Raw genomic sequence first — 24,255 nt, forward strand, 5'->3', positions numbered from 1 at the left:
ACTAATTAAACATGCATTATCGAAGGAAAATGCGAGTGTGGCCACATGACAAGTCCTGTATCGCGTAAATGTGCGATACGGCCGGCATTATCGCAGAAAATTGCGGTGGCTGCCGGCATCGCAAAAATATGCGGTGCCGGCAGCCACCGCAAAAAAATGCGATACGGACCGCATCGCAAAAATATAAGGGGATACCAGGTGTTTGATCACGTATCGCTTATTGTTGCGATGCGATATCGGCGGCTTGCTGCTGTAGTTCGGTAAGGATGCGGTTACGTAGATCGGGTTCAAGCCGGTTAATTTTAGCCAGCATGTTTTTTACAATTCGGGTTTTACGCTCACGGCTGCGGAAGTTTTCGCCAATGAAATTATAATCGTGCAGCTTGCCGGTTAGCGGGTAGTTGTAATAAAGCCGCTCACGGGCTTTGCCTTTGCGGGTTTGGCTATCGTAGTCGGTGGTATTCCAGCCGGTAAGCATACGGTCGTACAGGGCGCAGGGGTAATGCGCAAAGATGATACGGGCATGTTTAAGGGCCAGGGCGGCTTCTATCAGCGCGATATGCTGCGCTTCGGACATTTCAAAGCGGTATACATCGCGCTGGCTGCGCCTGGTTGATTTTAAATACGGGGGATCGATGTAAATTACGGTAGCTGGAGTATCGTATTTTTCTGCGATAACAGATCTCAACAAGTCTACCGCATCCATATTGTACAGCCGGTAACACCCGGCCTGCGGGTGCGCAGCTACCCAGGGCTGCCAGGCGGCTATTACCTGCGGGTCAATATCGTTTAGGATGGTAAGCTGTGCCGGGTGTATGTTGGCAATCATGCCGTCATTGCCCAGGCACAGCGATATAAGCACATCGCAGGGCGGTATATGGTTGATTTGGGTTTGCATGGTACCCGGCCCATTTTTACCGCCGAAATAGGTTTTATAGGGGGCTGGCATGGTTAAAAATTAGTGCAGGAGCATGAATAAGCTGGGGCTAACTTTTCAAGGTTAACCTCATCGAATAGTGTTTTTTGACTTTGGGCAATTTGTAAAAGTTGGCGGTAGGTGATATCGGAAAAATATGATACCTGTTTGCCGGTTCGGGCGCTCATTTCATCTTCATCAGCGATCCATGGTTCTGCAAGTTCGGGGAATAATTGCAGGATACGGATTATAGTAGCTTTACCCTTTAAAAAACACAGATCGCAATTACCTAAGATGCTGGGAATTTCCAAAGTATAGGGTTTCAGCAACCAATATTGATCTACCATTGGTTTTGTAACCCCCTGCTCATTCAAAATAAAGCGGGTAGAAACTTTTTTATATTGACTTTTTAAACCGATTATTCTATCCTGTTCATCGGCCCTAAAACCTATAAACTGTTCAAAGCGCTGGATACCTATTGAACGCAGATACCGCTTAGTCATCAGTATTTTTAGCTCCACCGTACAAATGCGCTTTACACGGTTAGGTAAATAAACTTTTTTACGGTTTAGTGCGGTCATCCCTGTTAAGCCAGGTGATTTTTTATGCGTGTAGGTAACCCGGTGAACTTTTATACCCTCGTAACGCTCGAAATCATCAATAAACTTGTAGGTTTTTTTATGCTCCCTGCCGGTGTCGGTAAAAAGCACTATGTCATCCGGCGTCGGTTTTAATAAGATTGTCATTAAGGCGCTGATTTTACCACCGCTAAAATTTATCACTCGTTGCATTATTAAAATAATTTGTATTGGTTAAGCCGATGGTTACGTCTGTATTTTCGGTTAGCGATGTGGCTTTCCAGTTGGGTGGGTATTGTTTGTAATCGCAGGGCATGGGGTAATACTTACTTTACTTTTTCGTACCATGGGTTGGCGGCTATCCACTTATCGGCATCGGAGCTGCTGAACCGCAGCGTATTGCGGTAGCCCAGCTTTGCCCAATGCCCTTGAAAAAAACCGACAATAAAGCGGCCATCGCTAATTTTTCTTAGCCGGAAAGTTTTCTGCTGCTTTGCCATGGTTTAAGGGTTAAAAAAATTCTCCGAAATCGGGTTCAAAGGGTTCATTATTGTTGCTATCAAAAAGTGATAGTTCTCCTGAGCGTGTTTTTTTCCTCGCTGCCCAAAAGGCTGTCATGTCGCTGGGCTGCGGTTCTCCTTTTATAAATTCCGCGTACTTTTCAATAGCGGCCGCCGGTGTAACACCCGCATTATACAAGCCCACTATAAAGGCTCCATCTGCCAGGTTAATAATGATCTCCCGGTCATACCCGGCCAACGTTAACGCGTGTACCCAGGCCATAAATTCGGGGGTTACTTCAATTGTATTTTCCATGCTTATTAAAGGTTAATTGTTATCAGGGTTAAAGGGATCGTTAAAAGCGTCTTTAGGTAGTTCGCTATCGGTGGCTTTCATGGCTATGAGTTTCGGGTAATCGAAAATTGCATCTTCCCCCTCGCATAGCGTACGCAATTCGGCATCGCTATAAAAATCGGTGATGAAAAAGCGGTATACGCGCCCTAACTTTTGTTCCAAATCGGGTAACAGGTTATTGCGACCGGCCGGATCAGTGGGGAAATAATAGCGCATTAGCTTTGCTTCCTGGTGAAACTTATCGAACATCTGCTTTTTTACATCGGCCTGGCGAAACTTGACGGCTGCGTTGCGGTTATTCAGCAGTTCTACCAGTTCGCCAATAGTATAATGCAGCGTGTGGTACTGGTATTTTACAAAGCTTTCCTGCAAAATGGTTTCCAGTTCGCTATACAGCCACCCGCGGCTTGCTTTCTTCACGCGTTGCCCGGCTTCGGTATCTATCAGGTCATTGGAAAACCAGCTGCGGGTTCTTTTTGGGTGCAAGGCTTCGCGGGTTGACAGGTAGTAAAGAAAGTGCGGTAATTCGGCTTTCATTTTGTCTAACAGGTCGGGGTCTTCTTCGGTCAGCACCGGCACCTTGTTCACCCAAAAGCGTACTTCTTCGTCATCAATACCGGCGAAATTGTCCTCGTCGTTACTGGTTAAAATAAACTTGCCAAAAAAAGGTATTTCCTGCCTGCCTACGTGCATCATACGCAGGTTGATGGTATGTGCAGTGCTGTAGCTTTTCAGCTTTTCCAGCGTGGCCTTTTTTTCGATAAAGCCTTCATCTATCAGGATGGCCGCTTTGGGTACCCAGTCGCTATTAAACTGGTCTTTCAAATCTTCGCTGCTGATAAAGGCGGCGTTTTCTTGCAGCATTTCTTTCACCAGGAACAAAAAGGTTGATTTACCCGTACCACGTTTGCGGTTCACCAGCGCCGGGATGGGCAAACGTTGTGTGGGAATGCGGTAAAGGATATTGAGGTAATCGAGGGCCAGGTCGTAATTAGTATGCCCGCTGGATAGCACGGCTTCGCCAAAGGCATGTTTAAGGTAGGCTTTTATGGTAGGCCAGGCACCCTCTGAAAGCTGGTGGGTTAGCTTAAAATACATATTATAGCACGATCCTATTACCTGTTCGTAACCGTCATCGTTACAGGGGACGTTACAATATTCATCGTACCGGGGGATCATCTGAAAAAAGCCGGGTACCCCGTTCTTTTCGTAATCGCGCGATAGTTCGCCCGATGTCCAGCCCTTTAGCTTGCGGCGCATGATCTTTTTAGCGTCGGGTACGTAGATCACTTTCACATAATCGGTACCGATGCGCATAAAGCTATCCGCGTCCTGGTGGCGTACCAACTCAAGGCCGTTGGTTGGTTTGTTCTGATAGCGGCCTTTGTAGAAGGTAAATTGCCGGTCATCGATAATATGATCGTACCGGTTGTAAAATGATTGCGGTACGCGCTTATGAAAGTCAAGAAAGAATAAGGCTTTAATTTTATCGGGGCCTAATTCGCGTATCTTGTGGCCGACAAATAGCCTGCCTGGCTTTCGTGCCGCCAGTGTCAACAGGTCGGTTACCAATTCGGGTAAGCGTTCCGGGGTTTGGTTTCGTATTGAAAAGATCAGATCATCCAGCCCCTTATTATCAGGCATATTGTCCTGACTTAGGTGCATAAAGTAAATATCCTTTACATGGTCTAAAGCCAACTCTTTAAAGCGGCGTACAGCGGTAAAGAAATCAAAAAGGCGCTTGCTTAAATCTTTGTTTGGCTCTAAATCCGCGTCCCATTCCAGGTGGTGCACATCGGCATCCATCAATAACACCAGGTGTTCTACCTGGCAGGTATTGAGTATAGCTACAATGTCTTCATGCAAGCGCTTATCGGCGCTGGCAAACATTTGTATACCGGCAATGCCTACCATATCAATATCCAGCGCGGCCCCGGCAAATGCTTTAAATTCGCCTTCTACCACATACAGGGTTTTGATCTTTTCTTTATCGGCAAACTTTTTAAGGATCAGCGGCGGGTGAAAGATGTGTACCCCGCTGCCTTTTTCGCTCAGGTATTTAATAGCCCGACCAAAACCGTCGCGCTGTGTATGATCGGGGTGTATACGCAGGCGGGTAAATGGTTTTTCGGTATCGGTAATGTATTCCAGGCCGCCGTAAAGACAGGGGTAATTAATCACAATGTCGCCGCGCTCGGTTTCTGAAAAAATAGGTTGGGCGGCATATACGCCGGGGTATTCCAGGTTCTCGTAAGTGATTACATGGTCGGCCGTATTGGTAATGCCCAGGTGGTGCATACGCTGTTTGAAATAGGTATCCAACTGCGTAGCGTCGATAGCTTCGGTTTTTTTATGCTGCTTTTTAGCCATTTATCAATTCGGTAGGTTGGCAGTTTAAAAATGATGCGGCTTTTAACAGGTGGTCGGCCGAAATACTGTGTTTCGATCCGGCGGGCACCGCGTCCCAATTATCCAGGGTGCGGATATCGATATGCAGTTCGATGCAGAATTTATAGCGGTTGCTTTTGGGGTTTCCGGGCATAGCGGATATAAGCCGCCCGATGTTGTACTTTGGGTTTGCACACATAGTTAGTTTTGGTTTTAATTAAGCGTATTGGTTTTATGCGATAGGCGAGGGGCTAATAATAGGCTTTTATGCGTCCGGCGTTGTCCTGTTCGCCTTTTACTACCTTGGGTTTATAAGAAAGTCGCCAAATGTTGTCAGGCAATTTGTCTTGACGTATATAGCCATTTGTGGCCCAACCCTTAACGGTATTGTACTTCAAAACAGATACAAAAAAGGTGTAGGATTTTAAGTCGCTTTCTTTGATAATCACATCGCAAATCCATGATTTACCCTTCATTTTTTTAATTAATTGCAGTATCTGTTCTTTATCAGATTGCGGCAATTCGTCATACTTTTTACAGGTTTCCATTTTCTCGGTTAGGTTAGTGGATTAAAAGGTTAAGCGGGTTGCTGGTTATGCTCGAAAATTTCGTGTGCGGATGGGTGTCGGCTCATTCCTTCGCTTTCGGGGAACAGGCAGGCCTGCGGGTCGGTCTTTTTAAGAAGTGTAGGGATACAATAGGGTACCCGCGTATCGGGCATACGGATGGTGATCAGGCTAAAATCCTGTGTATCGTAATCGTATCGGCAACCTGCATATACCTTTTTCATCATTTCGATGGCGGTCTGCCTGTCGTAACCGGTATCTATCTGCGCCATTGTTTCATTAAGCTGGTAGAGCTTAAAATGTACGATGGTTCGGATAATGCCCTCGCCAATAACCTCGCCATCTAAACAGATATCGAAAATGCGACCAACGATAAATTTTTCATCATTCCTGGGGCGTATGGTGGTGTGCGCAATGCACATCAGCTTGTTATTCCAATTGTGGCTGTAGTTGATACGGGGTGTTTTGGTACTCATAGCGGTTAGGGTTAAAAGATCATGTCGGAAAAAAGCAGGGACGTGCTGAATTGCGCGTTAAACACCTGGCTGCTTACGTGTATACCTTCGTTGCTTATGGCTTCGACAATGCAATACATTCGGCCTTCGAAGGCGATATAAGCCACTTCGAATACTTCGCGGTATTCAAAAGCCTTTACATGCTTTAGCGGGGCGGTGCTGAACTTGCAACCGGCTAAAAATCGGTCGCGGTTGTTTATGGTGGTAGTGGTTTCAGGCATGGCTTAGATAAAGTTTAGGTCTGAAAAATTATAAGTACGATTGATCGATACATCGATAAAAAAGCCCCAAACACTGAATGTTTCATCGGTTATGTTACGGATGCTGCAATAGTAATTTCTATCGTTATCTGATATACATGCAGCATCCGGCGTGTATTGGTCATAATAAAGTGTTTCACTACTATTGATGCGAAATTTCTCACCGGCTAAAAAGCGGTCGCGGGTGGTTGGGGTGGTAGTGGTTTGGCTCATAGATTGAAGTTCATTTCAGAATAAAAAACTGTTCCATGCTGCCCGTTTTCGTAATAATAGATCATCCTATCATCGTATGAGGTCAGCGCTGCCACTGGGATGCCATCCCGGTGTATTAGCTTAATGGGTTCGGTTAGCTGTAATTTGTAATAGTGCCAACCCAATCCTTTGATAAGGAACTTTTCTCCCGCTAAAAAGCGGTCGCGATTGGTCGGGGTGGTAGTGGTTTCGTTCATCGTTCAAGTTCTTTAGGGATAGCGGCGGTTAATATTTCGTATACCATTTTGATAAGCACCCCATACACCGCCAAAAAGCACACTACTACAGTAAAGTGCCCGTATCCGGTAAACAGATCGGCCAGGGCTTCGCTAAAGGCGGCCAGTATGGCAAACATGACGGCTATGATAAAGTACTTCATGCTGTTACCGCCTTTCCCATGTATTCGCTTTCGGGATAGAAAAATTTCCAGGTACGGAAAGCCAGGATCAGGGTTACCATGTAGGTATCGGTCAGCTTCGCAATCTCAATTTTGATGCTGCCGCCATCTTCGTAGTAGGTGCCTGGCTGGTAGCCGCCGATGGTAATCAGGAGATCAGCGCGTAACTGTTCGCGCGAGTAATCGGGAGGTAGGGTTATCATTGGTTTGGTTGTTTAACAGGTTCATCGAAATAGTAGGTTTCCAGTTCGTTTAAAATAGCCCGGTAATCTTCGCGCAGCTTTGCCACCGCTACGGGGTCGATGGTATCCGGGATCAGCTTTTCCAACTCATATTTTTTGGCTAAGAGTTCGTTGCGGCGGGCGGTGGTAGGGGTGGCTTTCATGGCTTATCCTTTTGCAAGGCCAAAAGCGGCCGGTGAAAGGTCGGGTTCGTTATCTTCGGTCGCCATCCTGGTTATGTAATTTGGGTCGGTCTGAATTAAAAAAGTCATCATTGAACTGGCTTTAAATTTCGATTTCGGATCGGCCGCATTAAAGCGCAGGGTTACCTCATGGTATTCGACGCCTGTGCCTTTTTCGATAATTTTGTTTTCAGTAACCTCTGTTTTAAATTTTTCCTTTTTCATGATTTTATGTTATGGGTTAAAGTTGAATTTTGGAAACCATCCGGGATTTCGTTTTTGTATAGCCGCTATGCGACCTGCGTAGTCGCGGCAGGCTTTTTTATACTGCTTAACAGCCATCTTAAGGGCAAATTGCTGTTGCCGGGTTAACTGCTCTTTAGTTGGCGGCCCGGTATTATTGAGCCGGGAATATGCTATATGCATAATCCACTACGCCGCCGTTTCCTGCTTTATCAGTTCATCCAGTGTAGGGGTGGTTACCTGATAATTGCGCAGGCTGCCGGGTTCGATGCCGAAAAATTTTTCCAACAGAGCTACCTTTTCAGCCGGTATATCGCCGGTATCCCCTATTTCGAGGTTGCAGTATATGCGGAAGGTGTTGTATTGAACATTCAGCAGACCCGGCAAAGCGGCGATTGCTTTTTTTCGCTTGACCATGGGCAGGAGGTCTAACTGTTCATCTATTGCGTACTTTTTTGACATTACTAAATATTTGTGTGGTGTGACTAAACTTTTTTATGCTTTTACGCTCAAACTGCCAAAATTTTCAACCTATGATAAAACACTTAACTCCAACCTTAAAGAGGGTGCTTTGCGCTGTCCCTTTATCTCCACTTTTTTGCAGTCCGTTCACGATTTTTTGTATATGTTTAACGAATTATCGTGATGCAATTCTAAATAATCGAATTGTTAATTCAAAATAATTGAATTCAAAAAATCAAATAAATAGAATTATAATTTATAATTATCTGATTTTCAGATGAAAAAAATTGACCTAAAAAATCTAATTGATGAAGAGTTAGCCCGTCAGGGTAAAACTTTTAAGTGGCTGGTGAATGAATTGGATATGTCTTTTGACGGATTAAAGGCCGGGCTGGCTGGTGAAAGCATAAAATTGCGAGACTTAAAAAAACTGATTAGCGTCCTAAATATGCCAATACATGCCTTTTTTGAGGAAGGTTCGACCTTTCAATCAATTGTAGGGGACAGAAATAACCAGGCTAATCATTCGGTGCTCAATGAGCCTGTGGTAAAGTATCAGGTTGAAAATTTGCAGCAAAAAGTAGAGATGCTGGAAAAACAAGTTAAAGACAAAGAAGAAATTATACAACTGCTGCGAATGCAAAAACAATAATTAACTATTGCTTACTTAAACCTTAATTTCATGATTAAAAAAACTTACTTATTACTATGGCTATTGCCATTGGTCGGCTGCGTTAAAACGACTAATAACAACGGCACGACTACTTCTGACACGGTTATTGAATACAGCTTTACGCCTACAACGACCGATCTTAATTACAGTGTGATTTACACTAATGAGAGCGGCGCACCAGTATCATTAACCGTACAGGCGGGACAGCCTTTTAATAAAACCGTTAGTTCAAGCGCTGCCAAAGGGCTTAAAACCGTAGAATTTTGGATACAGTACGGCGATGCTATAAAATCGCTAACTGGAAGGGTTAGCTACAAAAGAAGTCCATCGATGAATACATCTGAAACTATCACATTAACGCCATCCCAACCCAGTTATACGTTCAGAGACCCTGTTTTTAAATAATACGAGCCATGGCAGACAAATTACCCATTGAAGAATTTGAAAAGGAGATTGCCACGGCCGGTAATGACCTTTACCTCACAAACTACCGGCTGCGCTACTACAGGCATGGTGTGTATTATTCGATAAGGCTTTCGGAAATTAGCTATGTAGAGTATGAGCGCCGCCACATACCGCGCATTTTAACCGTTACCCTGTACATAGCCGCATTTGCAATCGCTGTTAACCTGTTACAGTACTATACACAAGCCCAGCCTATCAACCTGGCTATACCCATTGCTGTAGTTATAATCGGGTACCTGATCTATCAGTTTTGGACGGTGAAGACAATTAAGTTTTCATCCAGCGGTGGCGGGATCACTGTTAATGCCAATAGCTTAACCGACCCGCAAATTGACCGTTTTATTGAGCTTACCGAGAATGCGATATTTGAGTATACCACCCGTAAACCGATATACAGGATACAATAAAAAAACCGCTAATTACGGTGTAAAAAGCGGTGTAAAATAATATAGAAAATGGCAAAAAATATTAGTTTTGCAGCCGATAAGACGGTAGGAGTGAACGCAGGGGACAATTCGAGTCTCTCTTCGGGCACATCCAAAACCCTCAAATCAGCAGATTTTGAGGGTTTTTTAATGAATAATAAAAAATCAGTTTAAACTGACAGGTATAGACAAGCCCGGGTGGCGAAATTGGTAGACGCACCATCTTGAGGGGGTGGCATTCGTAAGGATGTACGAGTTCGAATCTCGTTCCGGGCACTTCAGAAATCAAATTAAAAAGTTCCTTACGGAACTTTTGATGTTTTAGGGCAAACGTTTAAGCTGCGTTTTTATATTGGTGTTGATAATACCATTCTAACAGGTAAACACTATCGCGCCAGTTCAACTGGCCATCGGCCGCTACCTGGGCAACCAAGATGGATAAATTATGCAGGAACGCGCCTTGAATATTACCATCCATGTTTTGTAAAACCTTTACTGCGCATGCGGTAATCTCTGCCGGATCTGTTAAGCCGGCGCATTCATCAGCCAACTTCAATTCGGTTAGTATAACAGGCAGTTGCTTGCGTAGTATTTCTTTTATTTTGTCGTCAATATCGCCCGGAATTAATACTGTTAAAATGTCGGCCACCGGCGAATCCGTAAATTTTTTTACATTTTCGGTTACCAATACGCCAATATGTATGGCCGTTTTCAGATCGGCGGGTATCTTGTCGAATAGAGACTTAATACCTGCCCAAATTTTTGCTAAAAATGTTTTTAAGCTCATGTTAATTATTGTGTTTTTTTAATTGTTCAACTTCGGTTTGTAGCAAGGCAACCTGGCCTTCCAGTACTTTCAGGCGGATTTCGTTTACCCGTGTTTGCGCTTCCTGTTGTGTTTTAACATCGTTGATGTCGCTTTTTAACTGGAAGTAAGTGGTCATTACCGATGCGACGATACTGGCTGTGCTCATGATCGTTACCACCAGGTTTTTTAGCGTGATGCCTTTTAGTTGCTGATGTTCTATACTGGTCATGGTTTTAAGAATAAGGTGCGCTCAGCGGCACGGCGTTTAACTAATGTATCGCACACTATTTTTTGACCGGTATGCGGATCGGTTATTTTATTCCATTCTGTCAGTTGATCTGCCGCGCCCTGGTAATCTTTTGCGTTTAGCTTTTCGAACAAGGTTTTGCCCGACGCGGTGCCGGTATTGTAGGTAAAGGAAACCAATGCATCGAATTGATTTTGCGTTAAAGGCACTTTAACCTTATGATTAACCGCATCGGTGTATGCCCCTAATGTGTTGCGCAGCAGGGCATCTGCCTGTTGCTCGTTAGCCAGTTTATCGGCCGGCTTTACAGCTTTACCATCATGATAACGGGTTGAACCGTAGCCGATGGTCCAAAAGCCTGCCGCATCGCGGTAGGCAGAGAGGCGTAAGCCTTCAAAATTTTTAATAATGGCTTCGCCATGATCGCTTAGTTGCATCATATTGTATTGGGGATTAAAAGCGTAAGAGATTTGATATAATTGATTGATTAAAACATGAAAGATGGTAGCGAGACTAAGGCCATCCTTTATATTCTTGATTGAGTTACGACTTGTAACTTGCCTAACAAATTATTGCAAGCCACAAATAAGTTATTAGCAGGATTGGGATCATAAGCTATACCATAGCTTGTGTTATATGTTATACCAATGCCATCTATTGTGCCAATCACGCCAAGTGTTGTATTATTTATTATATAAATACCGCCATCCCTTTGAATAGCTAAAAATCTATTATTTTGTGTAATGGGATCAAAAGCAATACTTGTAATTAAAAAACTGTTCCATATAGTGGTGCTTATTAGTGTATGAGTTATACTATTATAAGTAAAACAACGGCCGTCACTTCCTCCTACTATGTAATATTGCGGTAATATGGGATCATGGGCAATACAATAACCAGTATCAACTTGGAATGAACCTGTTATAGTGTCCGTTATTGTATTTATTATAAATGCTTTCCCATTAGTTCCACTGCCATATTTTAGCGCTATAGCTGTATTGTGAGACGCAACGGGATCAATACTAATCCCATTACCTCCCCCAATATTTATGGGGGTGTTCAACAAAACATATGTATTTGCATTGTAATTGTACAGCAGCCCATTGCCATCTAATACGTACATTTTTCCATTGGAAACAGATACAGCTGTCGCATTTGGAATGCCAGTGATTGTTGTTATCGTAGCAAATGTTGATCCGTTGATTACCTGAACAGTGCCATTTGTTGCATTGGGTACGTATATTCTATTTGTAGCTGAATCCCAACAAATGCGCTGTGCGTTAGTGCTGGTTGTTGTTTGTGGAGCACCAGTATAAACATATTTGTCCCCAATTGTAAATACATTACCGCCAACTTTGTAAAGTATGTTACCTTGTTTATATAAATGTGCCATACTTTATGCGTCTATTGATGCGGTTTTTTTCCAAATTGTAGAACTGTACTTTTCATAATAGAATTGTATACCGTAAACTTTTTGTCCTATTGATGCCGAAGGATAGGCTGCATTTAATTCAGTACTTGTTTTTGCTCCTGCGGAGTCATCTATGGGGGAAAGATAAAGGTCAATGGAGTTGCTACTAAATACACTGCGTTTCCATGAGTTAACACCTACACAATCATATCTATAATTTGCATCAAATGCATATTGACCAGTAAATCCTGTGTATGATATTGCCCCACTAGTCCAATCAGCAGATGTTAAAGCAGATGAGCTTATGATCTGATCTACCGCATCATAATTCTTTTGTACACCGGTAGATGTTATTGATAATAATTTTTCCCCACTTGATACAGTAGGAATTGCTGCAGGAAATGAGTTGATGATTTGAAAATTTGTGCCATCGTAGGCAAGACAAAGGATTTGCCCAGCCAATATATCGCCAGTACTTAATGTCACGCTTACGTTTTTCTTGATCGCTTTAGCACCTAAAGAATTTAGATTTAATGTTGCAGCACCGGTATTGGCATTTGTGAAAAGAATATAAAAACGCTGTGTGCTGTTGTAAGCCGTTATTGCAGGAAATATTGTTGCAGTATAAGTATTTGTGCCGCTTGCCGTAGCCGAGACTTTAGCACCTGATTGTGTTAAATATTTAGAATCCTCCAGCCCTGCAGCTGTAACAAACTTAGCATCGTCGGTACCGGTATTCAGTTCTGCGCCCGATGATTTTACAATACCAATTGGTGGATCCACCCATTGTGTATTGAAGTCCGTGCTGTTTACTTTGCTGAGTACCTGCCCAACCGTGCCACCAGTAGCAACACCTGGTCCGGTGTTGCCGGTATCGCCCTTGGCGCCGGTCGGCCCGGCATCCCCGGTGTCTCCTTTGGGACCTGTTGTGCCCACATCGCCGGTATCCCCTTTAGGGCCTGTAGATCCCATGGGGCCTGTATTGCCAATGTCGCCTTTATCACCTGTTGCTCCCGTCGCACCCGTATCTCCGGTATCGCCCTTTGGGCCGGTATCACCAGTATCCCCTTTCTCGCCTATCGGACCAACTATGTTAGTGCCAGGCCCCCATATACCGCCGGTCTTCGGGCCAAATAGGGTATAGGTAGCTGTATTTACATAAAAATCGCCATTGATGCCATCTGTTAGGTTTGATGGATTTGTCAAGCCGTTTAATACGCTTCTGCCTGGATTTCCCGCATCGCCTTTATCTCCTTTGTCGCCTTTTACACCGGCTGGGCCGTTTAGCATCGTAAATACCTGGCTCCATGTGCCCGATGTTTTTTTATAAAATGCACCGGTGTTGGTATTAATATAGGTATCGTTATTGTTGCCGGTACCATTTGCAGGTACACCAATGCCATAAAGTACGGTGCTATTTGCCAGGCTGCCTGCCGCAGGCAGCGTGTAAACTACATTCCATGTGCCTGATATTTTTTGAGCGAAGGATGCGGCCGAAGTATTTACAAATACATCACCGTTTTTGCCGCTGGTGTTTTGCGGCAGTGTTGTGCCGAAGGTAATTGCGGCACCGATAGGCAGGTTGCTGCTGATAAACGTCAGTAGCGTGGCGAAGCTAAATTGATAGTCGGTATTGTTATGAACGAGGATGGAAACATCGGCCGAATCGATACCGGAAGCAGATGTTAATTCGCTTATTTTTTTATCCATGATAATTTTAGATTATGAAGATTTACACTGGCGATAAGCAGTTAAACTCGTCCCTTGCGTTGTAATTAAATTCGGTTTTGTCTACGCCTCTGATCCGTGGCCCTGCCTGGCGGGCCGATTTGTTTTTAGGGTTGTATGTCCACAACGGAAAATCGCTTTTTGTGATCGCGCAGAAAGCGCTCGGTTTCATTAGCATAGGCATTTGCAGTACTGCGTTGTTGTTCTACCAGTTTGGCGATCTCGGCCGCACTAAGCGAATTTCCGCCTTCGCGCTGTTTGATCACCGGGCCGGTTGCGGTGTAGTGCACCGAGTCGTCCTCGATAAAGCGTGCAAAGGCAAAGTAAACCAACAGTGGACTAAGCCCCTGGTATAAAACAATGTGGCCACGCTTGTCCAGGTATTCGGTGCCATTTACCAGGTCTTTGTAGGCTTGTGGGGTGTCGGTTTTAAGTACGCCGTCATTGTTAAAGTGTTGCATCAGATCGTAGTATAATGCGTAGCCTAAAAAAGGTTTCAGGTCGAGTTCCTGCGCTTTGCTGATGAACACGCCCAGCCGCTCGGGTTTAATATTCGTGCTGATATCTTCGAAGCGTTGAAAGGTTGTTTGATCGATAATATTCATATAGAAATTATTTATGAATTTTTAATTTGTCCATAGTCGTTGACTATGTGTGGTGTGTACTGGTAATTAATCAATCACCATAGCCTCCGCTTCGGCTGGTTTAAAACCGTATGCGTATATTAAAATGGCTGATTTACTGCTTGCCGGAAGATCGGACAGTAATAGCTGATTAATGCTGTTACCCGCTGCTATACCGGCGCTATTGTCAGCCACATCGGCCGGAACCGGGATGATATCCCAATTACCTGATGGGTTGATATCGATATAAAACCGGTTAAATATTTCGGCAAATACTTCAGAGATCTCCAGGCGTTCGGGCGCTGTGTTGTCATTGAATTCGAGAATGGCTTGCTTCTTTTCGCTGCCGTTACTTAAGCCCGATGCTTTTTCGGCGTTCACCAATTCCTTTGGTACCGAGAATCCTTTAATGATGCGGGCTTCTACCGATCGCTCGGTAGTTTCAAACAACTTATCATTATTTTGAATGGCATAAGGTTTAAATTCGGGCTTGGATGATTCGTCTTCGTATTCTATCACAATGATCTTCTGCGCGCTTTTGGCACCCTGGAAGGCACCAAGATCCTTTTCTAATTGAGAGGGTATATTGCTCACGGCTTCATCGCCCGTATCCGGGCCCGAGTTATCTGCTTCCTCCCTGCGCGATTGCATAAACAGCATGGTAGACGGCAGGAAGCCGGTGGTAACCTCGCGGTTATTAAATACCTTAATGCCGGCTTCAGTCTCAAAATCCTCCCAAACGCTGTCGGCTTCAATCAAGGGATAATCATCAACTTCCGGATTGAAATAAAACAATTGACCTTTATAGTTCTCCCAACCTCCCGCGGCTAACACCTGTTGTTTAATTACTTCCGGATCAGGATCATACTTATCTAGGAAGGTGATCTTGCTGCGCATGATGTTTTTCCAGGTCTTTCGGCCCCAGTCAAAATAGATGGCGTATTTATCAGCGGTTTCCGGGCAGTCGGTATCGCCCATGCGTATGTCCTCGAACTTTATATAATTGACTGAAGCGATCCTGAAGTTGGCATTATAATTTATATGGATACCAAACCCGCAAAACAAAGCCTTGTCTGATGCGATGGCTTTCAGTAGTTTAGCCAGCGTGAGGCCCTTGTTGTTTACCACTTGTTTGCCCAAGCTATGTTCTTCAAACCCGTTGCCGGCTATAAATTTGGACCGTTTATTCCAGCAATCTTTGGCGGTAGGGGAGTTGCCCACCAGTTCCAGCATACGTTGGGGATAGGCATTGTCCAGATCGTAATTCAGTATGCCGTAGGTTTGGTTAGGGCGTACTACAATGCGTCGTTCAATTTGTGGCAGATAGGTTTTCATTTATTGGGGATTTCACAGATTTTGGTGCGATTACACCGATTCGTTTTCTTTTAATTCTATTGCTTTCCGGTAACGTGCTGAACAAAGCCTTAATATGCGGATACCGATCTAAGTACCACTTCGCTTCTGCATCGGTCAAACTTTCATTATCATGCCGGGCATGTTCGCCAGGAGCAAATTGGTGTTTGCCGGGTTTTAAGATGTATTTCTTTGAGTTCATGGTTGATAGTTAATGGTTCATGATTAGCATTTTAAGATGGTTCATAAGTGCTATGAACTATGAACCATCAACTAAACCATTTAATCCACCAATGCTTCTAAAGCTGCCAAAGTACTGGCATAGGTTGCCGAGCCTGACTCCGGCGCGATAGAAACGGCGCGTGGCGGATAAGGTTCCCTCAGTTTGTCAGGATTGGTTAGCTTCAGTTTGTAGCCGCCTTCAACACCCTCATCCGCGGCATTGCGTTCGGCATCGGTCAGGATCAGGCCGTTTACAGCGCCGAATAATTCGATGGCCGAGTCGCCTGCTTTGTAATTGTTAATGGTGATAGCTTTCACACGGCCATAACCCATGGCCATCAGTTGTGTCTTTACCGAACTTGACAAGCCGGCGATGTTGAAATCGATCTCTTCGGTATAGCGTGGACCTACCTGGGTTTTAGCCAGTTTAGATACGGTGTTGAAGCTATTGTTAGTACCGGTAAATTTGTAAACAGTGGCGCTGCCTACGGCGGTCAGGCCGGTTACGATAAGCGGGTTCATGGTATCGTAGGTTAGGGTGATGTCATCTTCGTTAAAAATGTAGATCACATCTTCAATTCCGGCTGTTACCGGCGCGGCTGCCCCAAGGGCAAAACCGGCATTTATTTTATTGTAAATGGGCATGTTATTTTTTGTTGATTATGTTAGATTGGGTTGATTAGGTTGATTGGGTTTGGAAGATGTAATGATTGCAATTTCACTTAATCAACCCAATCAACCATTCACTACGCACTTAAATAGAACAGCTCGTTAGCAAATTTGAAATTTACGGCGGCCTTCATGCGGGCCTTCATACGTACCACGTTGTCGTTGGTGTAGGGCTTCATATAAACGGTTGAAAGTTCGGATGCATCGCCCAACAGATCGACACCCAGGAACAGGTTAGATGAACGGGCGCCCAGTATGGTATTCGCCTGCCAGTGGTTCATCAGTTGCAGTGGGATGCCCAGGTAATCCATCTTCTTTTTATCGGTAAAGGCATTCAATACATTGGTAGCCTGTGCGGCCTGAGCCTGCGCGTATGCATAGCCTATGTGTAATGGTATTTGCAGGTTAAAATCATCCTGGATACGGTCGGCCGGATCTAATTGAGAGAATACGCCGCTTAATACACCCAGTACATTACTGGCATTGATATAGCTAACTGTTGCGGCCGATGAGGTGCCGGTGAAAGAAGCAGCCTTACGGGTATTCACTTCCTGGTAATTGCGGATCAGTTTAAAAGTAGTAGCGCTTAACACTTGTATAAAATATGATTGACCCTGCACGTCCACACCCGAGCCGCCATTGGTGGTATCCTTGCTGGTACCGGTTACGGCGGTAATGGTTACTACGTCGCCATCGGCTAATGTAGCTGTGCTGCTTACGGTTACTACGCCGCTTGCGCTGATTGCCGTAGCTGCCATACTGGTAGCCGATTTGCCTAAACCAACTTTGTAAACGCCAGATGCGGTGGCGATGGCGGGCAGTAAACCCTGAAAGTCGGCGGTGAAGGTGGCTTCTTTAGTGGCGGCTTTGCCCAGCCAGTACAAACGCTCGTTAGCTATTTGTATTTTAGTAAGGTAGCGCTGCACCATAAAGTCCGACAGGTCTACCACGCCTTCATAGTCGCCAAAGGCACCGGGTGCCAGGCTTTGGGCTTCCCAGCTTTGGGCCAGTTTATCCCATTGTTCCTGTTTCATAAATTCGTACACCACCGGGTCAAGGTAGCTTTCGGTTTGTTGGGCGGTGGTACCCTGATCGTTAAAAATGCCCGATGGGTCTTGTAGTTTCACATCATCATCCACATCAAGAATGATCTTGCGCGATTTAACGTCGTTAATTACGGTAAGCAGCCCGCGTTTCACCGAGTCGGCCTCCAGCAGCGTGCTTGCCATAAAACCTGCCAGCGCTTCGCCGGCGTAGGTGTTGTTTGTAAATGTAAATTGAGCCATAAAGTTTAGCCCCCCGACCCCCTAAAGGGGGAGCTTTTTAATTTTAGTTTTTGCTATAGGGATAGTTATGCTGTTGATTATTGTCCGGATCTTCCTGTTCCCCCTTCAGGGGGTTAGGGGGCTACTTTGCCAACTGCCTTTTTTACCGCGTTTTTGGCCAGCGGTGTTTGTGGTGCAAAGAAGGGTTGGGTTTCGGTTTTAGCTTTGTTGCTGCGGCGTGAGCCTTCGGGGGTAAAGTCTGATTTAATTTCGTTGCGCACCTCATCGCGGGTTTGTTGCAGGCGGGCATTGGCGTCTTCCAGTGCGATACGGGCTTCGGCAAGCAGCGCGTTTTGGGCGTGTATTTTGGCCCTGATGCTTTTAATGCGGTTTTGAACATCGCCTTTTTTTAGTCTATCAGCCGGGATATCGTCATCTTCGTCTTCCGCTTCTTCAGCCTCCGGCGATACCGCTGCAACCTTGCCATCCTTTACCGATACCTTTTTACCTGATGGGGTGGTGTAGGTGTCGGCAATGGCCGGCGTGCTCATGTCTTCGTCCTGGTAAACTTCGGCGCCCTCGGCCAGTTCGCCGGCATGGTGAAGTGTGCCTTTGTCGGTAATGGTGTGTTTGTTTACTACCCGTTTAAAGAAATTCATCATCTTATCCAGCACCGAAGCGGTCTTTTCGATAAGGTCTTTGTTTTCCATGTTCATGTTTTCTGGTTTGTTATTTATGTTTAAGATCTTGTTTATGCATCGCTGGTAAACAGCAGGAGCGGTGCCGGTATATTTTTTAAGCAGGGCGCTGTTGGTAATGTTGGTGCTGTAATCCTCCACCCGGTCGATAAAGCCCAGGTCAAGCGCCTGGTCGGCCGTCATCCAGGTGACGGAGTTGATGAAGCTGTTAATAGTTACTTCGTCCAACCCGGAACGGTCCATATAAATTTGCGCCAGGCGCGACTGGACAATATTGAGCATGTGTACATCCTTCAGTAGTTCGTCGGCATTGCCACCGCTGCCAACCATAGGTTTATGGATCATCAGCAGGGCATACTTGCTCATTACCACAGTTTTGCCGGCCATGGCTACCACACTCGCCGCCGAGGCCGCCAGCGCATCCACATACGTGGTTACATTGCCAGGATATTTTTTCAGCATATCGTAAATGGCAATCGCGTCGAACGCGCTGCCGCCTACCGAGCTGATGTGCACTTCAATATCCGCGCCGCCGGCGACCTCTAACTGTTGTTGGATATATGCAGATGACAGGCTGCCTGTGCCAATGCAGTCCTGCTCGGTGTCGTATAGGTATATTTTCATATTATTTGATTTCACAGATTTTTGGTGATGATTTCACCGATTTTTTAGTGCAGTCCGGAGGCCAGAAAGCCGGGAGGTTTTGTTGATGGTTTATTTTGATTGGCCGCTGATGGTTCCGGCTGGAACGGCGGGCTATCTTTGATGTTGTATTACAAAAGTCGGGAGAGATTATCTGCCAGTTGGTGACACATGTTTGTCAGTGGCTATTTTTCTTTTGGTGATATTTCCCTTGTTTGATATGATCAAAAGTCGGGAGAAAAATTTAATTCGATGGTGACACAACTATGTCAGTGCCTGTAAAACTGTTCAAGGCCCGCCAAATGGTGCGTTCATCTCTTCCAAATTTTACTTCTGCCTCAAGCACAGCCTGATTTTTGGTAATGTTACGGGTTTGTATTTGCGCCTGCACCCAAAGATAAATTTCGCGGTAGGTAAATACTTTGGCGTTGATGAAGCCGGCTTTATAGAGTTCGGTAAATACGCCCTGGTCAAACAGGGTGTTTATGGTATTGATGTTCATTTTTTAAGATATGTTTAAAATGATAATTGGCATAATCAGCCTAATTTTATTAATTCAATTTTGGTAGGCTGTCCTTTGCGCCAGCTATCTATTTTATTGATATAGTAATAAGCGCTGTCCTGTTCCAGGTATATAGGCATCAGCAGGTCAAGTTCTAAAATATCGCGCGGGGTAAGCAAGAAATAACGGACCACCTTTTTTGTCTGGGTCAGTATTTTCTGTAGTTCGGGATAGTACAAGGTTTTTAATCCCGGCACTGGTTTGCCGGTACCCGGCATATTGCCAAAACATAAGTTGTGTTCACCATCCGGTTTGTAAAAATAGGGTACGGATACCCAGTCGTTCACCACTATATCATGTGCCGGGTTGCCATCGGTAAACCTGATACTCGCATTACCATATGTGCGCAGATCGATCTTTTGGTTGATCAGAACTCGCGGCGAAACACCAATGTTGAACTCGTGGTTTTCGTCATCGATCTCCGTCATTTTTATTTGCGCTATGGTGCCACCTATGTACGGGCGGTTAAGTGTAGGTGCAAACTGGCTTTCAAACAGGTCGGCAGTGGCAGGTAAAGTTTTATCGGCTACGTTTATCTGCGAATCGGCAAAGCCTGCGGGCAAAACAGCATCATCCTGCTTGTACTTCATATAGTTTGTTTGCGCGTAGCCGCCTAATTGAAAACTGATGCTTTTGCCCTGATCGAGGCATTTGCCCGTCCAGTTTTTGGCAACAGGTATGTTGTTTACAATATCCCTGAACGCGGCGAAGTTTACCGTTCGTGAAGTATTATCGGTTTGACAAATAATGCCAAATTTTTGTAATACATCCTTAAGCAAGTCTTTCTGACTGATATCTGGAAATATGCGTTCGCATTGTACCGTCTGACCGAATTGTACTGTTTTTATATTGGTTTTAACTTCCCAGGTGGCACCCGAATAAAGCCTGAACCAGGCCGGTGTTTTACCATGAAACGAATAACCTACGGCCAATTGCTGGCCGGCTGAAAGATCGGCACTGGCGGAGATAACCGTATCTTTTATTATCGTATCACTTTTTTTGTTACTTCCGCTATCGTGCACATGGCCCGGTTCCTCGCTGTAACCGCCACTAAAATCAAAAATGTTCGACACCAGTTTATCTAATGTACCAGCAGAGGGAGTGCTGACGTAAATTGATATCTCAACAGATGATTCATCATCGGTAACGCGGCCATATAAATTGAATTTGGGGATGGTTACCGTTGCGGTTACAGATATATCCTGCGGCGCATTGTAAACATACCCGGCCAAAAAATGGCCGGAAGGGTTGTTGTTAACAGACCAATGGATCATTCCATCCGGGTCGTGCACATTGGGGTGATCAACAAAAAGGTCGTTACTTAGGGCTACATTAATTCCGTTAACATCCGGCTGATTTTGGTAATCGGTACCATGATCGAAGGAACTATTGCTAAACTGCGCGATAAGATCAGGGTATACCGGATTGTTTAGCAAAGAACCTGTGCCCGTATAACCGGCAGTGGCCAGCATCATATCAATAGCGGTTTTAATAAAAAAACCAGGGCGCAGGTACCGTACGTTCACTTCGCATTGCCCGGCCGGGTTATAAACCAGGTTGCCGTAGTCGACAACCGGCCAGATCCAACCCTGTGTATGGCTTTGCGACGCTACTACATTGGCTACGCTCCAGGTATGTTCATATGATTTAAAAAGTGATGCTGCCTTTGGGGCGGTTTTGCTGTCGCCCATATCGTATATCTTACCATCAATGGCATCAAAGAAATCGACATTGCCTGATAAAACGGTTATAGCTGCTGTATCCTGATCAATGCCATTTAACTCGGCTACGCCATAGGGTATTATTTCCAGCCCATCCTGCATAATTTTAGCCGGGTACTGGCCGTAAGGTTTATCGTCGGTAAAGGCTACCTCATCCGGGAACCCTAAAATACGGCGGTTGCGCTGGGTAAGCGGTAGTTTAAACTGGTTACTGGTGTTGCCCTGCTGGTTTCTTACCTCTGCTAAGTTGTTGATCTGGAAGGTAAGGGCCATTGGTGCATCATCAGAAAGATCGACAAGGTTATCGTTTATGTATAATTGAAGTGTATTCATACGTTGCGGGGGCTATTGCGTTTGGATATTAATACCCGGTAAGTTAAAGGTTACGCTAAACGGCGCTTGTCCGTTGCGGGTTTCATACTCGGCAAAGGTGGCGGTATTAATTACCACCGTTTGCCATTTTACCGGGTTACGATTAACCAGCATTTGTACCTTGGGCGAGTATTTAATGGATTGCAATCCTTTTATATCGGCGACGGAAAGATCCTCGGCCAGCACCTTCATTTTTTGTCCTGCAGTTTTGCTGATCACTTCCTCTATGCCGGATTGATTGGCCCAGTCTGACACATAGTTTTTAATGATAGTGGCGTTTTGCACATCAAGGCTAACTTCCTGGTTGTATACAAAACGGTAATAATTCCAGCTGCCGGTCAAACCTATCCAGCGCAGATAAACCGATCGGTCATCCACCATATCGTCAACCCGCACTGTTTGTGTTTGGGTGATGGTGTGCGTAACCTCATCCACATCATATTTTAGGGTAAGGGTAAAGTAATATGCTTCAGGCGGAAAGGTTTGGTCGATAAGTAACCGGTTTAGACCAACATGTTGGGCTATCGGGAAATCGTTTGTCGATGAATCGGCTATAATATAGCGGCTTCCGTCCTGGTTAATTAGGAAGGAACCATCTTCGTTTAAAAGGCCTATTGCCTGCGTACTGCCGGTAATGGGTTGCCGGTTAATATCCAGCATGGTTAATTCACAATAAATATCCAGGCCGGCCAGCGCCTCGCTGTAAATAAAGCCGATATCAAAAGGATAACCATTTGAGTATACTGGTTCACTAAAATCGGTTATCCAGCTTGCCCGTTTGGTTTGGCTGTCTACGGATGGAAACGGTACGTAGTTAGCAAGGTTGCCGCCATAAGCATCGCCTAATTGCTTTGCCGCATAAACTACATAATAGGGGTTCTCTATAGAAATATAAATCGGGTTGTTGTTATCCCATACCTCAGCGTAACGAATAGTATAACTGGCGGAAAGGTTGATATCCCGGAAGTTTATTTCGCTATAATTACTTCCATCCTGTACATATAACAAGCTTTGTAAAAAACTGGATATATCGGCTTTAACCAACCCGGTTTGGTCGGGCCGGTTAACAGATCTGATGATCTGCGTATTGCTTGTGCCCTTATCAAGATAGCTTATTTCTGTTATTACCTGGTAATACGGCCGCAGGCTATTAATATTGATATATCCGCCGTTATGATCAGTACTGGTGTAGGGAATGTCGATACTGATCTGCCCGGCCGAAACACTTTTAACTTCGTAAACTCCTTTGTAGGCGCCGGCGGATAGGTAAACCATGTCTTTAGGGTTAAGGCCGGCAAGGCTCCCGCTAATATTAATAATCGCTTTGCCATTGCCATCGGCGGTGATATTGGTTACTTCAAAATCCTTACGCTGATAAGTGAAAACCACCGGATTGAACGCGGCGTTCCAGCGGGAAATATTACTGCCGCCTATGTTAACCGAGGGGCCGGCTATCAGGAGGTTTTTAATCGTTTCGATACTGAAATTGTAGGTAGTTGTGCATCCCCGGGCATCGCTAACGTAAGCCATATAGGTGCCGCCGTGCAACCCGTTAAAAACTGGTGATGGCTGATAAGTAACCCCATCTAAACTATAGTTTAGCGGCAACTGGCTGCTTTGCGCCAATATGGTTATCTGCGCATCATCGGCACCGGGCGCACTTTCTTTACTATCGATATTAACGGCCGTAATAACAACATCGCAATTGGTGGTATCCACCGGTGGTTCATCGGGGACAGTATTGTCATACGCTATGATCCTGATCTCTAACTGATATACCGGCTGGCCATCGTAATTGCTTACTTCAAGATAATCGGCATCGTCTATTTTTAACAGCGAACCTATCACATTTTGCGTACGGGTAATACCGGGCGTTCCATTATAAAAATATTGGTAAGTTACGCCTATGCCGTTGCCGGGTACCTGCTCGCCCGTTGCCGCATCAACAATGCTGATGTAGATCGCGGCCCGGTAGGTGGTATTTATACCGTTATCATTTGAACTGAGCGGCTGAGTTATAATTTGAGGTATGATATTCATTGTTTAATTGTTTATTAGATTAAAACAAAGCGGCTTTACACAATATCCGGCGAATACATAGCCGATAAGGTTAATGTCAATCCTATCCCGGTTGTGTTTACATCAAACTTGTTATATACAGGCACACATTTCGCTTTTTCACCAGTCTTTACACGGAAATAGCGACCGTTATCCTCCCGGTAGTTTGATGCCTTTATCATGAATTGATTGGCTAATTGCAATGCCTGGTTTACATAGGTTTCGTTATCGGCAGTGTATTGGCCAAACTCGGTTTTAAACAGAAATTCAAGGTAGATAGAGAAGCTATTATCTACCGAGCCATTTACGGCCGGTTTTATCTCGATGTTTTGTAATGGATACAGGAAAACGCCGGGAAACGCTGCGTCATCGGCCAGCGCGTTCAGTTCGCCGGCGGTGCCGTAAATAAAGCTGGGGTTGCCGGCTAATGTTTGCACAATAGTCGCTATTTGATTTCGTATGGGCATAATATCTGATT

37 protein-coding genes and 1 tRNA gene are annotated in these 24,255 nt (G+C 44.9%); 5 read left to right on the forward strand and 33 right to left on the reverse strand.

The genetic code is table 11. The features are described 5' to 3' along the window. Window positions 1–217: 217 nt before the first annotated feature. From HQ865_RS01275 to HQ865_RS01355, 18 genes are read right to left on the reverse strand one after another with little or no spacing between them, the layout of a single operon-like run. A complete protein-coding gene (locus HQ865_RS01275; protein ID WP_173413148.1) occupies window positions 218–949 on the reverse strand; it encodes a hypothetical protein in 732 nt (243 codons plus the stop codon). A 2-nt stretch (window positions 950–951) separates the two neighbouring features. Next, the gene (locus tag HQ865_RS01280) at window positions 952–1,698 is read right to left on the reverse strand and encodes a phosphoadenosine phosphosulfate reductase domain-containing protein (RefSeq protein WP_173413149.1); all 747 of its coding nucleotides are present in this window, start codon (window positions 1,696–1,698) and stop codon (window positions 952–954) included. After that, a complete protein-coding gene (locus HQ865_RS26025; protein ID WP_262889709.1) occupies window positions 1,685–1,810 on the reverse strand; it encodes a hypothetical protein in 126 nt (41 codons plus the stop codon). Before HQ865_RS26025 ends, HQ865_RS01280 begins: the two co-directional genes overlap by 14 nt. A 10-nt stretch (window positions 1,811–1,820) precedes the next feature. Next, on the reverse strand, window positions 1,821–1,994 hold the full coding sequence (locus tag HQ865_RS01285; RefSeq protein ID WP_173413150.1) for a hypothetical protein: 174 nt from the start codon (window positions 1,992–1,994) through the stop codon (window positions 1,821–1,823). A 10-nt stretch (window positions 1,995–2,004) separates the two neighbouring features. Further along, the gene (locus HQ865_RS01290) at window positions 2,005–2,310 is read right to left on the reverse strand and encodes a hypothetical protein (protein WP_173413151.1); all 306 of its coding nucleotides are present in this window, start codon (window positions 2,308–2,310) and stop codon (window positions 2,005–2,007) included. A gap of 12 nt (window positions 2,311–2,322) precedes the next feature. Next, the gene (locus HQ865_RS01295; protein WP_173413152.1) at window positions 2,323–4,719 is read right to left on the reverse strand and encodes a DUF5906 domain-containing protein; all 2,397 of its coding nucleotides are present in this window, start codon (window positions 4,717–4,719) and stop codon (window positions 2,323–2,325) included. Then, complete coding sequence (locus tag HQ865_RS01300; protein WP_173413153.1) at window positions 4,712–4,936, reverse strand: hypothetical protein; 225 nt, start codon at window positions 4,934–4,936, stop codon at window positions 4,712–4,714. Before HQ865_RS01300 ends, HQ865_RS01295 begins: the two co-directional genes overlap by 8 nt. A gap of 52 nt (window positions 4,937–4,988) precedes the next feature. Beyond that, window positions 4,989–5,285: a hypothetical protein gene (locus HQ865_RS01305; protein ID WP_173413154.1), complete on the reverse strand. Its 297-nt coding sequence runs from the start codon at window positions 5,283–5,285 to the stop codon at window positions 4,989–4,991. Window positions 5,286–5,314: 29 nt separating this feature from the next. Beyond that, on the reverse strand, window positions 5,315–5,779 hold the full coding sequence (locus tag HQ865_RS01310; RefSeq protein ID WP_173413155.1) for an ASCH domain-containing protein: 465 nt from the start codon (window positions 5,777–5,779) through the stop codon (window positions 5,315–5,317). An 11-nt stretch (window positions 5,780–5,790) separates the two neighbouring features. Beyond that, on the reverse strand, window positions 5,791–6,039 hold the full coding sequence (locus tag HQ865_RS01315) for a hypothetical protein (protein ID WP_173413156.1): 249 nt from the start codon (window positions 6,037–6,039) through the stop codon (window positions 5,791–5,793). A 3-nt stretch (window positions 6,040–6,042) separates the two neighbouring features. Next, on the reverse strand, window positions 6,043–6,291 hold the full coding sequence (locus HQ865_RS01320) for a hypothetical protein (protein ID WP_173413157.1): 249 nt from the start codon (window positions 6,289–6,291) through the stop codon (window positions 6,043–6,045). Beyond that, on the reverse strand, window positions 6,288–6,527 hold the full coding sequence (locus tag HQ865_RS01325) for a hypothetical protein (protein WP_173413158.1): 240 nt from the start codon (window positions 6,525–6,527) through the stop codon (window positions 6,288–6,290). Before HQ865_RS01325 ends, HQ865_RS01320 begins: the two co-directional genes overlap by 4 nt. After that, window positions 6,524–6,709 (reverse strand): hypothetical protein, encoded by a 186-nt coding sequence (locus tag HQ865_RS01330; RefSeq protein ID WP_173413159.1) that lies wholly within the window; start codon window positions 6,707–6,709, stop codon window positions 6,524–6,526. Before HQ865_RS01330 ends, HQ865_RS01325 begins: the two co-directional genes overlap by 4 nt. After that, window positions 6,706–6,930, reverse strand: a complete 225-nt coding sequence (locus tag HQ865_RS01335; protein ID WP_173413160.1) for a hypothetical protein — start codon at window positions 6,928–6,930, stop codon at window positions 6,706–6,708. Before HQ865_RS01335 ends, HQ865_RS01330 begins: the two co-directional genes overlap by 4 nt. Then, the gene (locus HQ865_RS01340) at window positions 6,927–7,112 is read right to left on the reverse strand and encodes a hypothetical protein (RefSeq protein ID WP_173413161.1); all 186 of its coding nucleotides are present in this window, start codon (window positions 7,110–7,112) and stop codon (window positions 6,927–6,929) included. The genes HQ865_RS01335 and HQ865_RS01340 overlap by 4 nt, the downstream gene beginning before the upstream one ends. 3 nt (window positions 7,113–7,115) lie before the next feature. Beyond that, complete coding sequence (locus tag HQ865_RS01345; RefSeq protein ID WP_173413162.1) at window positions 7,116–7,355, reverse strand: hypothetical protein; 240 nt, start codon at window positions 7,353–7,355, stop codon at window positions 7,116–7,118. Between the two features lie 9 nt (window positions 7,356–7,364). Then, a complete protein-coding gene (locus HQ865_RS01350) occupies window positions 7,365–7,556 on the reverse strand; it encodes a hypothetical protein (RefSeq protein ID WP_173413163.1) in 192 nt (63 codons plus the stop codon). Between the two features lie 6 nt (window positions 7,557–7,562). Next, window positions 7,563–7,835: a hypothetical protein gene (locus HQ865_RS01355; RefSeq protein ID WP_173413164.1), complete on the reverse strand. Its 273-nt coding sequence runs from the start codon at window positions 7,833–7,835 to the stop codon at window positions 7,563–7,565. 277 nt (window positions 7,836–8,112) lie between these two features. On the opposite strand from HQ865_RS01355, the gene HQ865_RS01360 reads away from it, so the two are divergent. The 5 genes from HQ865_RS01360 to HQ865_RS01380 all read left to right on the forward strand — a co-directional run bounded on the left by HQ865_RS01360 (window position 8,113) and on the right by HQ865_RS01380 (window position 9,674). Continuing rightward, window positions 8,113–8,487, forward strand: a complete 375-nt coding sequence (locus tag HQ865_RS01360; protein WP_173413165.1) for a hypothetical protein — start codon at window positions 8,113–8,115, stop codon at window positions 8,485–8,487. Window positions 8,488–8,517: 30 nt separating this feature from the next. After that, window positions 8,518–8,913 (forward strand): hypothetical protein, encoded by a 396-nt coding sequence (locus HQ865_RS01365; RefSeq protein WP_173413166.1) that lies wholly within the window; start codon window positions 8,518–8,520, stop codon window positions 8,911–8,913. An 8-nt stretch (window positions 8,914–8,921) separates the two neighbouring features. Further along, window positions 8,922–9,380 (forward strand): hypothetical protein, encoded by a 459-nt coding sequence (locus tag HQ865_RS01370; protein WP_173413167.1) that lies wholly within the window; start codon window positions 8,922–8,924, stop codon window positions 9,378–9,380. Window positions 9,381–9,428: 48 nt separating this feature from the next. After that, the gene (locus HQ865_RS01375; protein WP_173413168.1) at window positions 9,429–9,572 is read left to right on the forward strand and encodes a hypothetical protein; all 144 of its coding nucleotides are present in this window, start codon (window positions 9,429–9,431) and stop codon (window positions 9,570–9,572) included. Window positions 9,573–9,590: 18 nt separating this feature from the next. Next, a tRNA-Leu gene (locus HQ865_RS01380) sits at window positions 9,591–9,674 on the forward strand. A gap of 58 nt (window positions 9,675–9,732) precedes the next feature. On the opposite strand, the gene HQ865_RS01385 is transcribed toward HQ865_RS01380, so the two are convergent. The 15 genes from HQ865_RS01385 to HQ865_RS01455 form a co-directional block, all read right to left on the reverse strand. Beyond that, the gene (locus tag HQ865_RS01385; RefSeq protein ID WP_173413169.1) at window positions 9,733–10,185 is read right to left on the reverse strand and encodes a hypothetical protein; all 453 of its coding nucleotides are present in this window, start codon (window positions 10,183–10,185) and stop codon (window positions 9,733–9,735) included. 1 nt (window position 10,186) lies between these two features. Further along, window positions 10,187–10,435, reverse strand: coding sequence for a hypothetical protein (locus HQ865_RS01390; protein ID WP_173413170.1), 249 nt, complete (start codon window positions 10,433–10,435; stop codon window positions 10,187–10,189). Next, complete coding sequence (locus HQ865_RS01395) at window positions 10,432–10,893, reverse strand: lysozyme (RefSeq protein WP_202020437.1); 462 nt, start codon at window positions 10,891–10,893, stop codon at window positions 10,432–10,434. The genes HQ865_RS01390 and HQ865_RS01395 overlap by 4 nt, the downstream gene beginning before the upstream one ends. 86 nt (window positions 10,894–10,979) lie before the next feature. Continuing rightward, a complete protein-coding gene (locus HQ865_RS01400) occupies window positions 10,980–11,846 on the reverse strand; it encodes a YncE family protein (protein WP_173413171.1) in 867 nt (288 codons plus the stop codon). 3 nt (window positions 11,847–11,849) lie between these two features. Then, a complete protein-coding gene (locus HQ865_RS26085; protein ID WP_317170043.1) occupies window positions 11,850–13,574 on the reverse strand; it encodes a hypothetical protein in 1,725 nt (574 codons plus the stop codon). Between the two features lie 125 nt (window positions 13,575–13,699). Continuing rightward, a complete protein-coding gene (locus tag HQ865_RS01410; protein WP_173413172.1) occupies window positions 13,700–14,197 on the reverse strand; it encodes a DUF6712 family protein in 498 nt (165 codons plus the stop codon). A gap of 66 nt (window positions 14,198–14,263) precedes the next feature. Then, window positions 14,264–15,550 (reverse strand): hypothetical protein, encoded by a 1,287-nt coding sequence (locus tag HQ865_RS01415; RefSeq protein ID WP_173413173.1) that lies wholly within the window; start codon window positions 15,548–15,550, stop codon window positions 14,264–14,266. After that, complete coding sequence (locus tag HQ865_RS01420; protein WP_173413174.1) at window positions 15,525–15,770, reverse strand: hypothetical protein; 246 nt, start codon at window positions 15,768–15,770, stop codon at window positions 15,525–15,527. Before HQ865_RS01420 ends, HQ865_RS01415 begins: the two co-directional genes overlap by 26 nt. An 80-nt stretch (window positions 15,771–15,850) precedes the next feature. Then, window positions 15,851–16,435, reverse strand: a complete 585-nt coding sequence (locus tag HQ865_RS01425) for a hypothetical protein (RefSeq protein WP_173413175.1) — start codon at window positions 16,433–16,435, stop codon at window positions 15,851–15,853. Between the two features lie 101 nt (window positions 16,436–16,536). After that, a complete protein-coding gene (locus tag HQ865_RS01430; RefSeq protein WP_173413176.1) occupies window positions 16,537–17,745 on the reverse strand; it encodes a hypothetical protein in 1,209 nt (402 codons plus the stop codon). A gap of 113 nt (window positions 17,746–17,858) precedes the next feature. Beyond that, window positions 17,859–19,046, reverse strand: a complete 1,188-nt coding sequence (locus HQ865_RS01435; protein WP_173413177.1) for a head maturation protease, ClpP-related — start codon at window positions 19,044–19,046, stop codon at window positions 17,859–17,861. Between the two features lie 262 nt (window positions 19,047–19,308). Next, on the reverse strand, window positions 19,309–19,566 hold the full coding sequence (locus HQ865_RS01440) for a hypothetical protein (protein ID WP_173413178.1): 258 nt from the start codon (window positions 19,564–19,566) through the stop codon (window positions 19,309–19,311). Between the two features lie 35 nt (window positions 19,567–19,601). Then, a complete protein-coding gene (locus tag HQ865_RS01445; protein ID WP_173413179.1) occupies window positions 19,602–21,680 on the reverse strand; it encodes a hypothetical protein in 2,079 nt (692 codons plus the stop codon). 12 nt (window positions 21,681–21,692) lie between these two features. Continuing rightward, entirely contained in the window at window positions 21,693–23,759 is a 2,067-nt protein-coding gene (locus HQ865_RS01450; RefSeq protein ID WP_173413180.1) for a hypothetical protein, read from the reverse strand. A gap of 35 nt (window positions 23,760–23,794) precedes the next feature. Continuing rightward, the gene (locus HQ865_RS01455) at window positions 23,795–24,244 is read right to left on the reverse strand and encodes a hypothetical protein (RefSeq protein WP_173413181.1); all 450 of its coding nucleotides are present in this window, start codon (window positions 24,242–24,244) and stop codon (window positions 23,795–23,797) included. Window positions 24,245–24,255: the final 11 nt, after the last annotated feature.

Origin of the sequence: Mucilaginibacter mali (assembly GCF_013283875.1) — a bacterium.
GTDB lineage: Bacteria > Bacteroidota > Bacteroidia > Sphingobacteriales > Sphingobacteriaceae > Mucilaginibacter > Mucilaginibacter mali.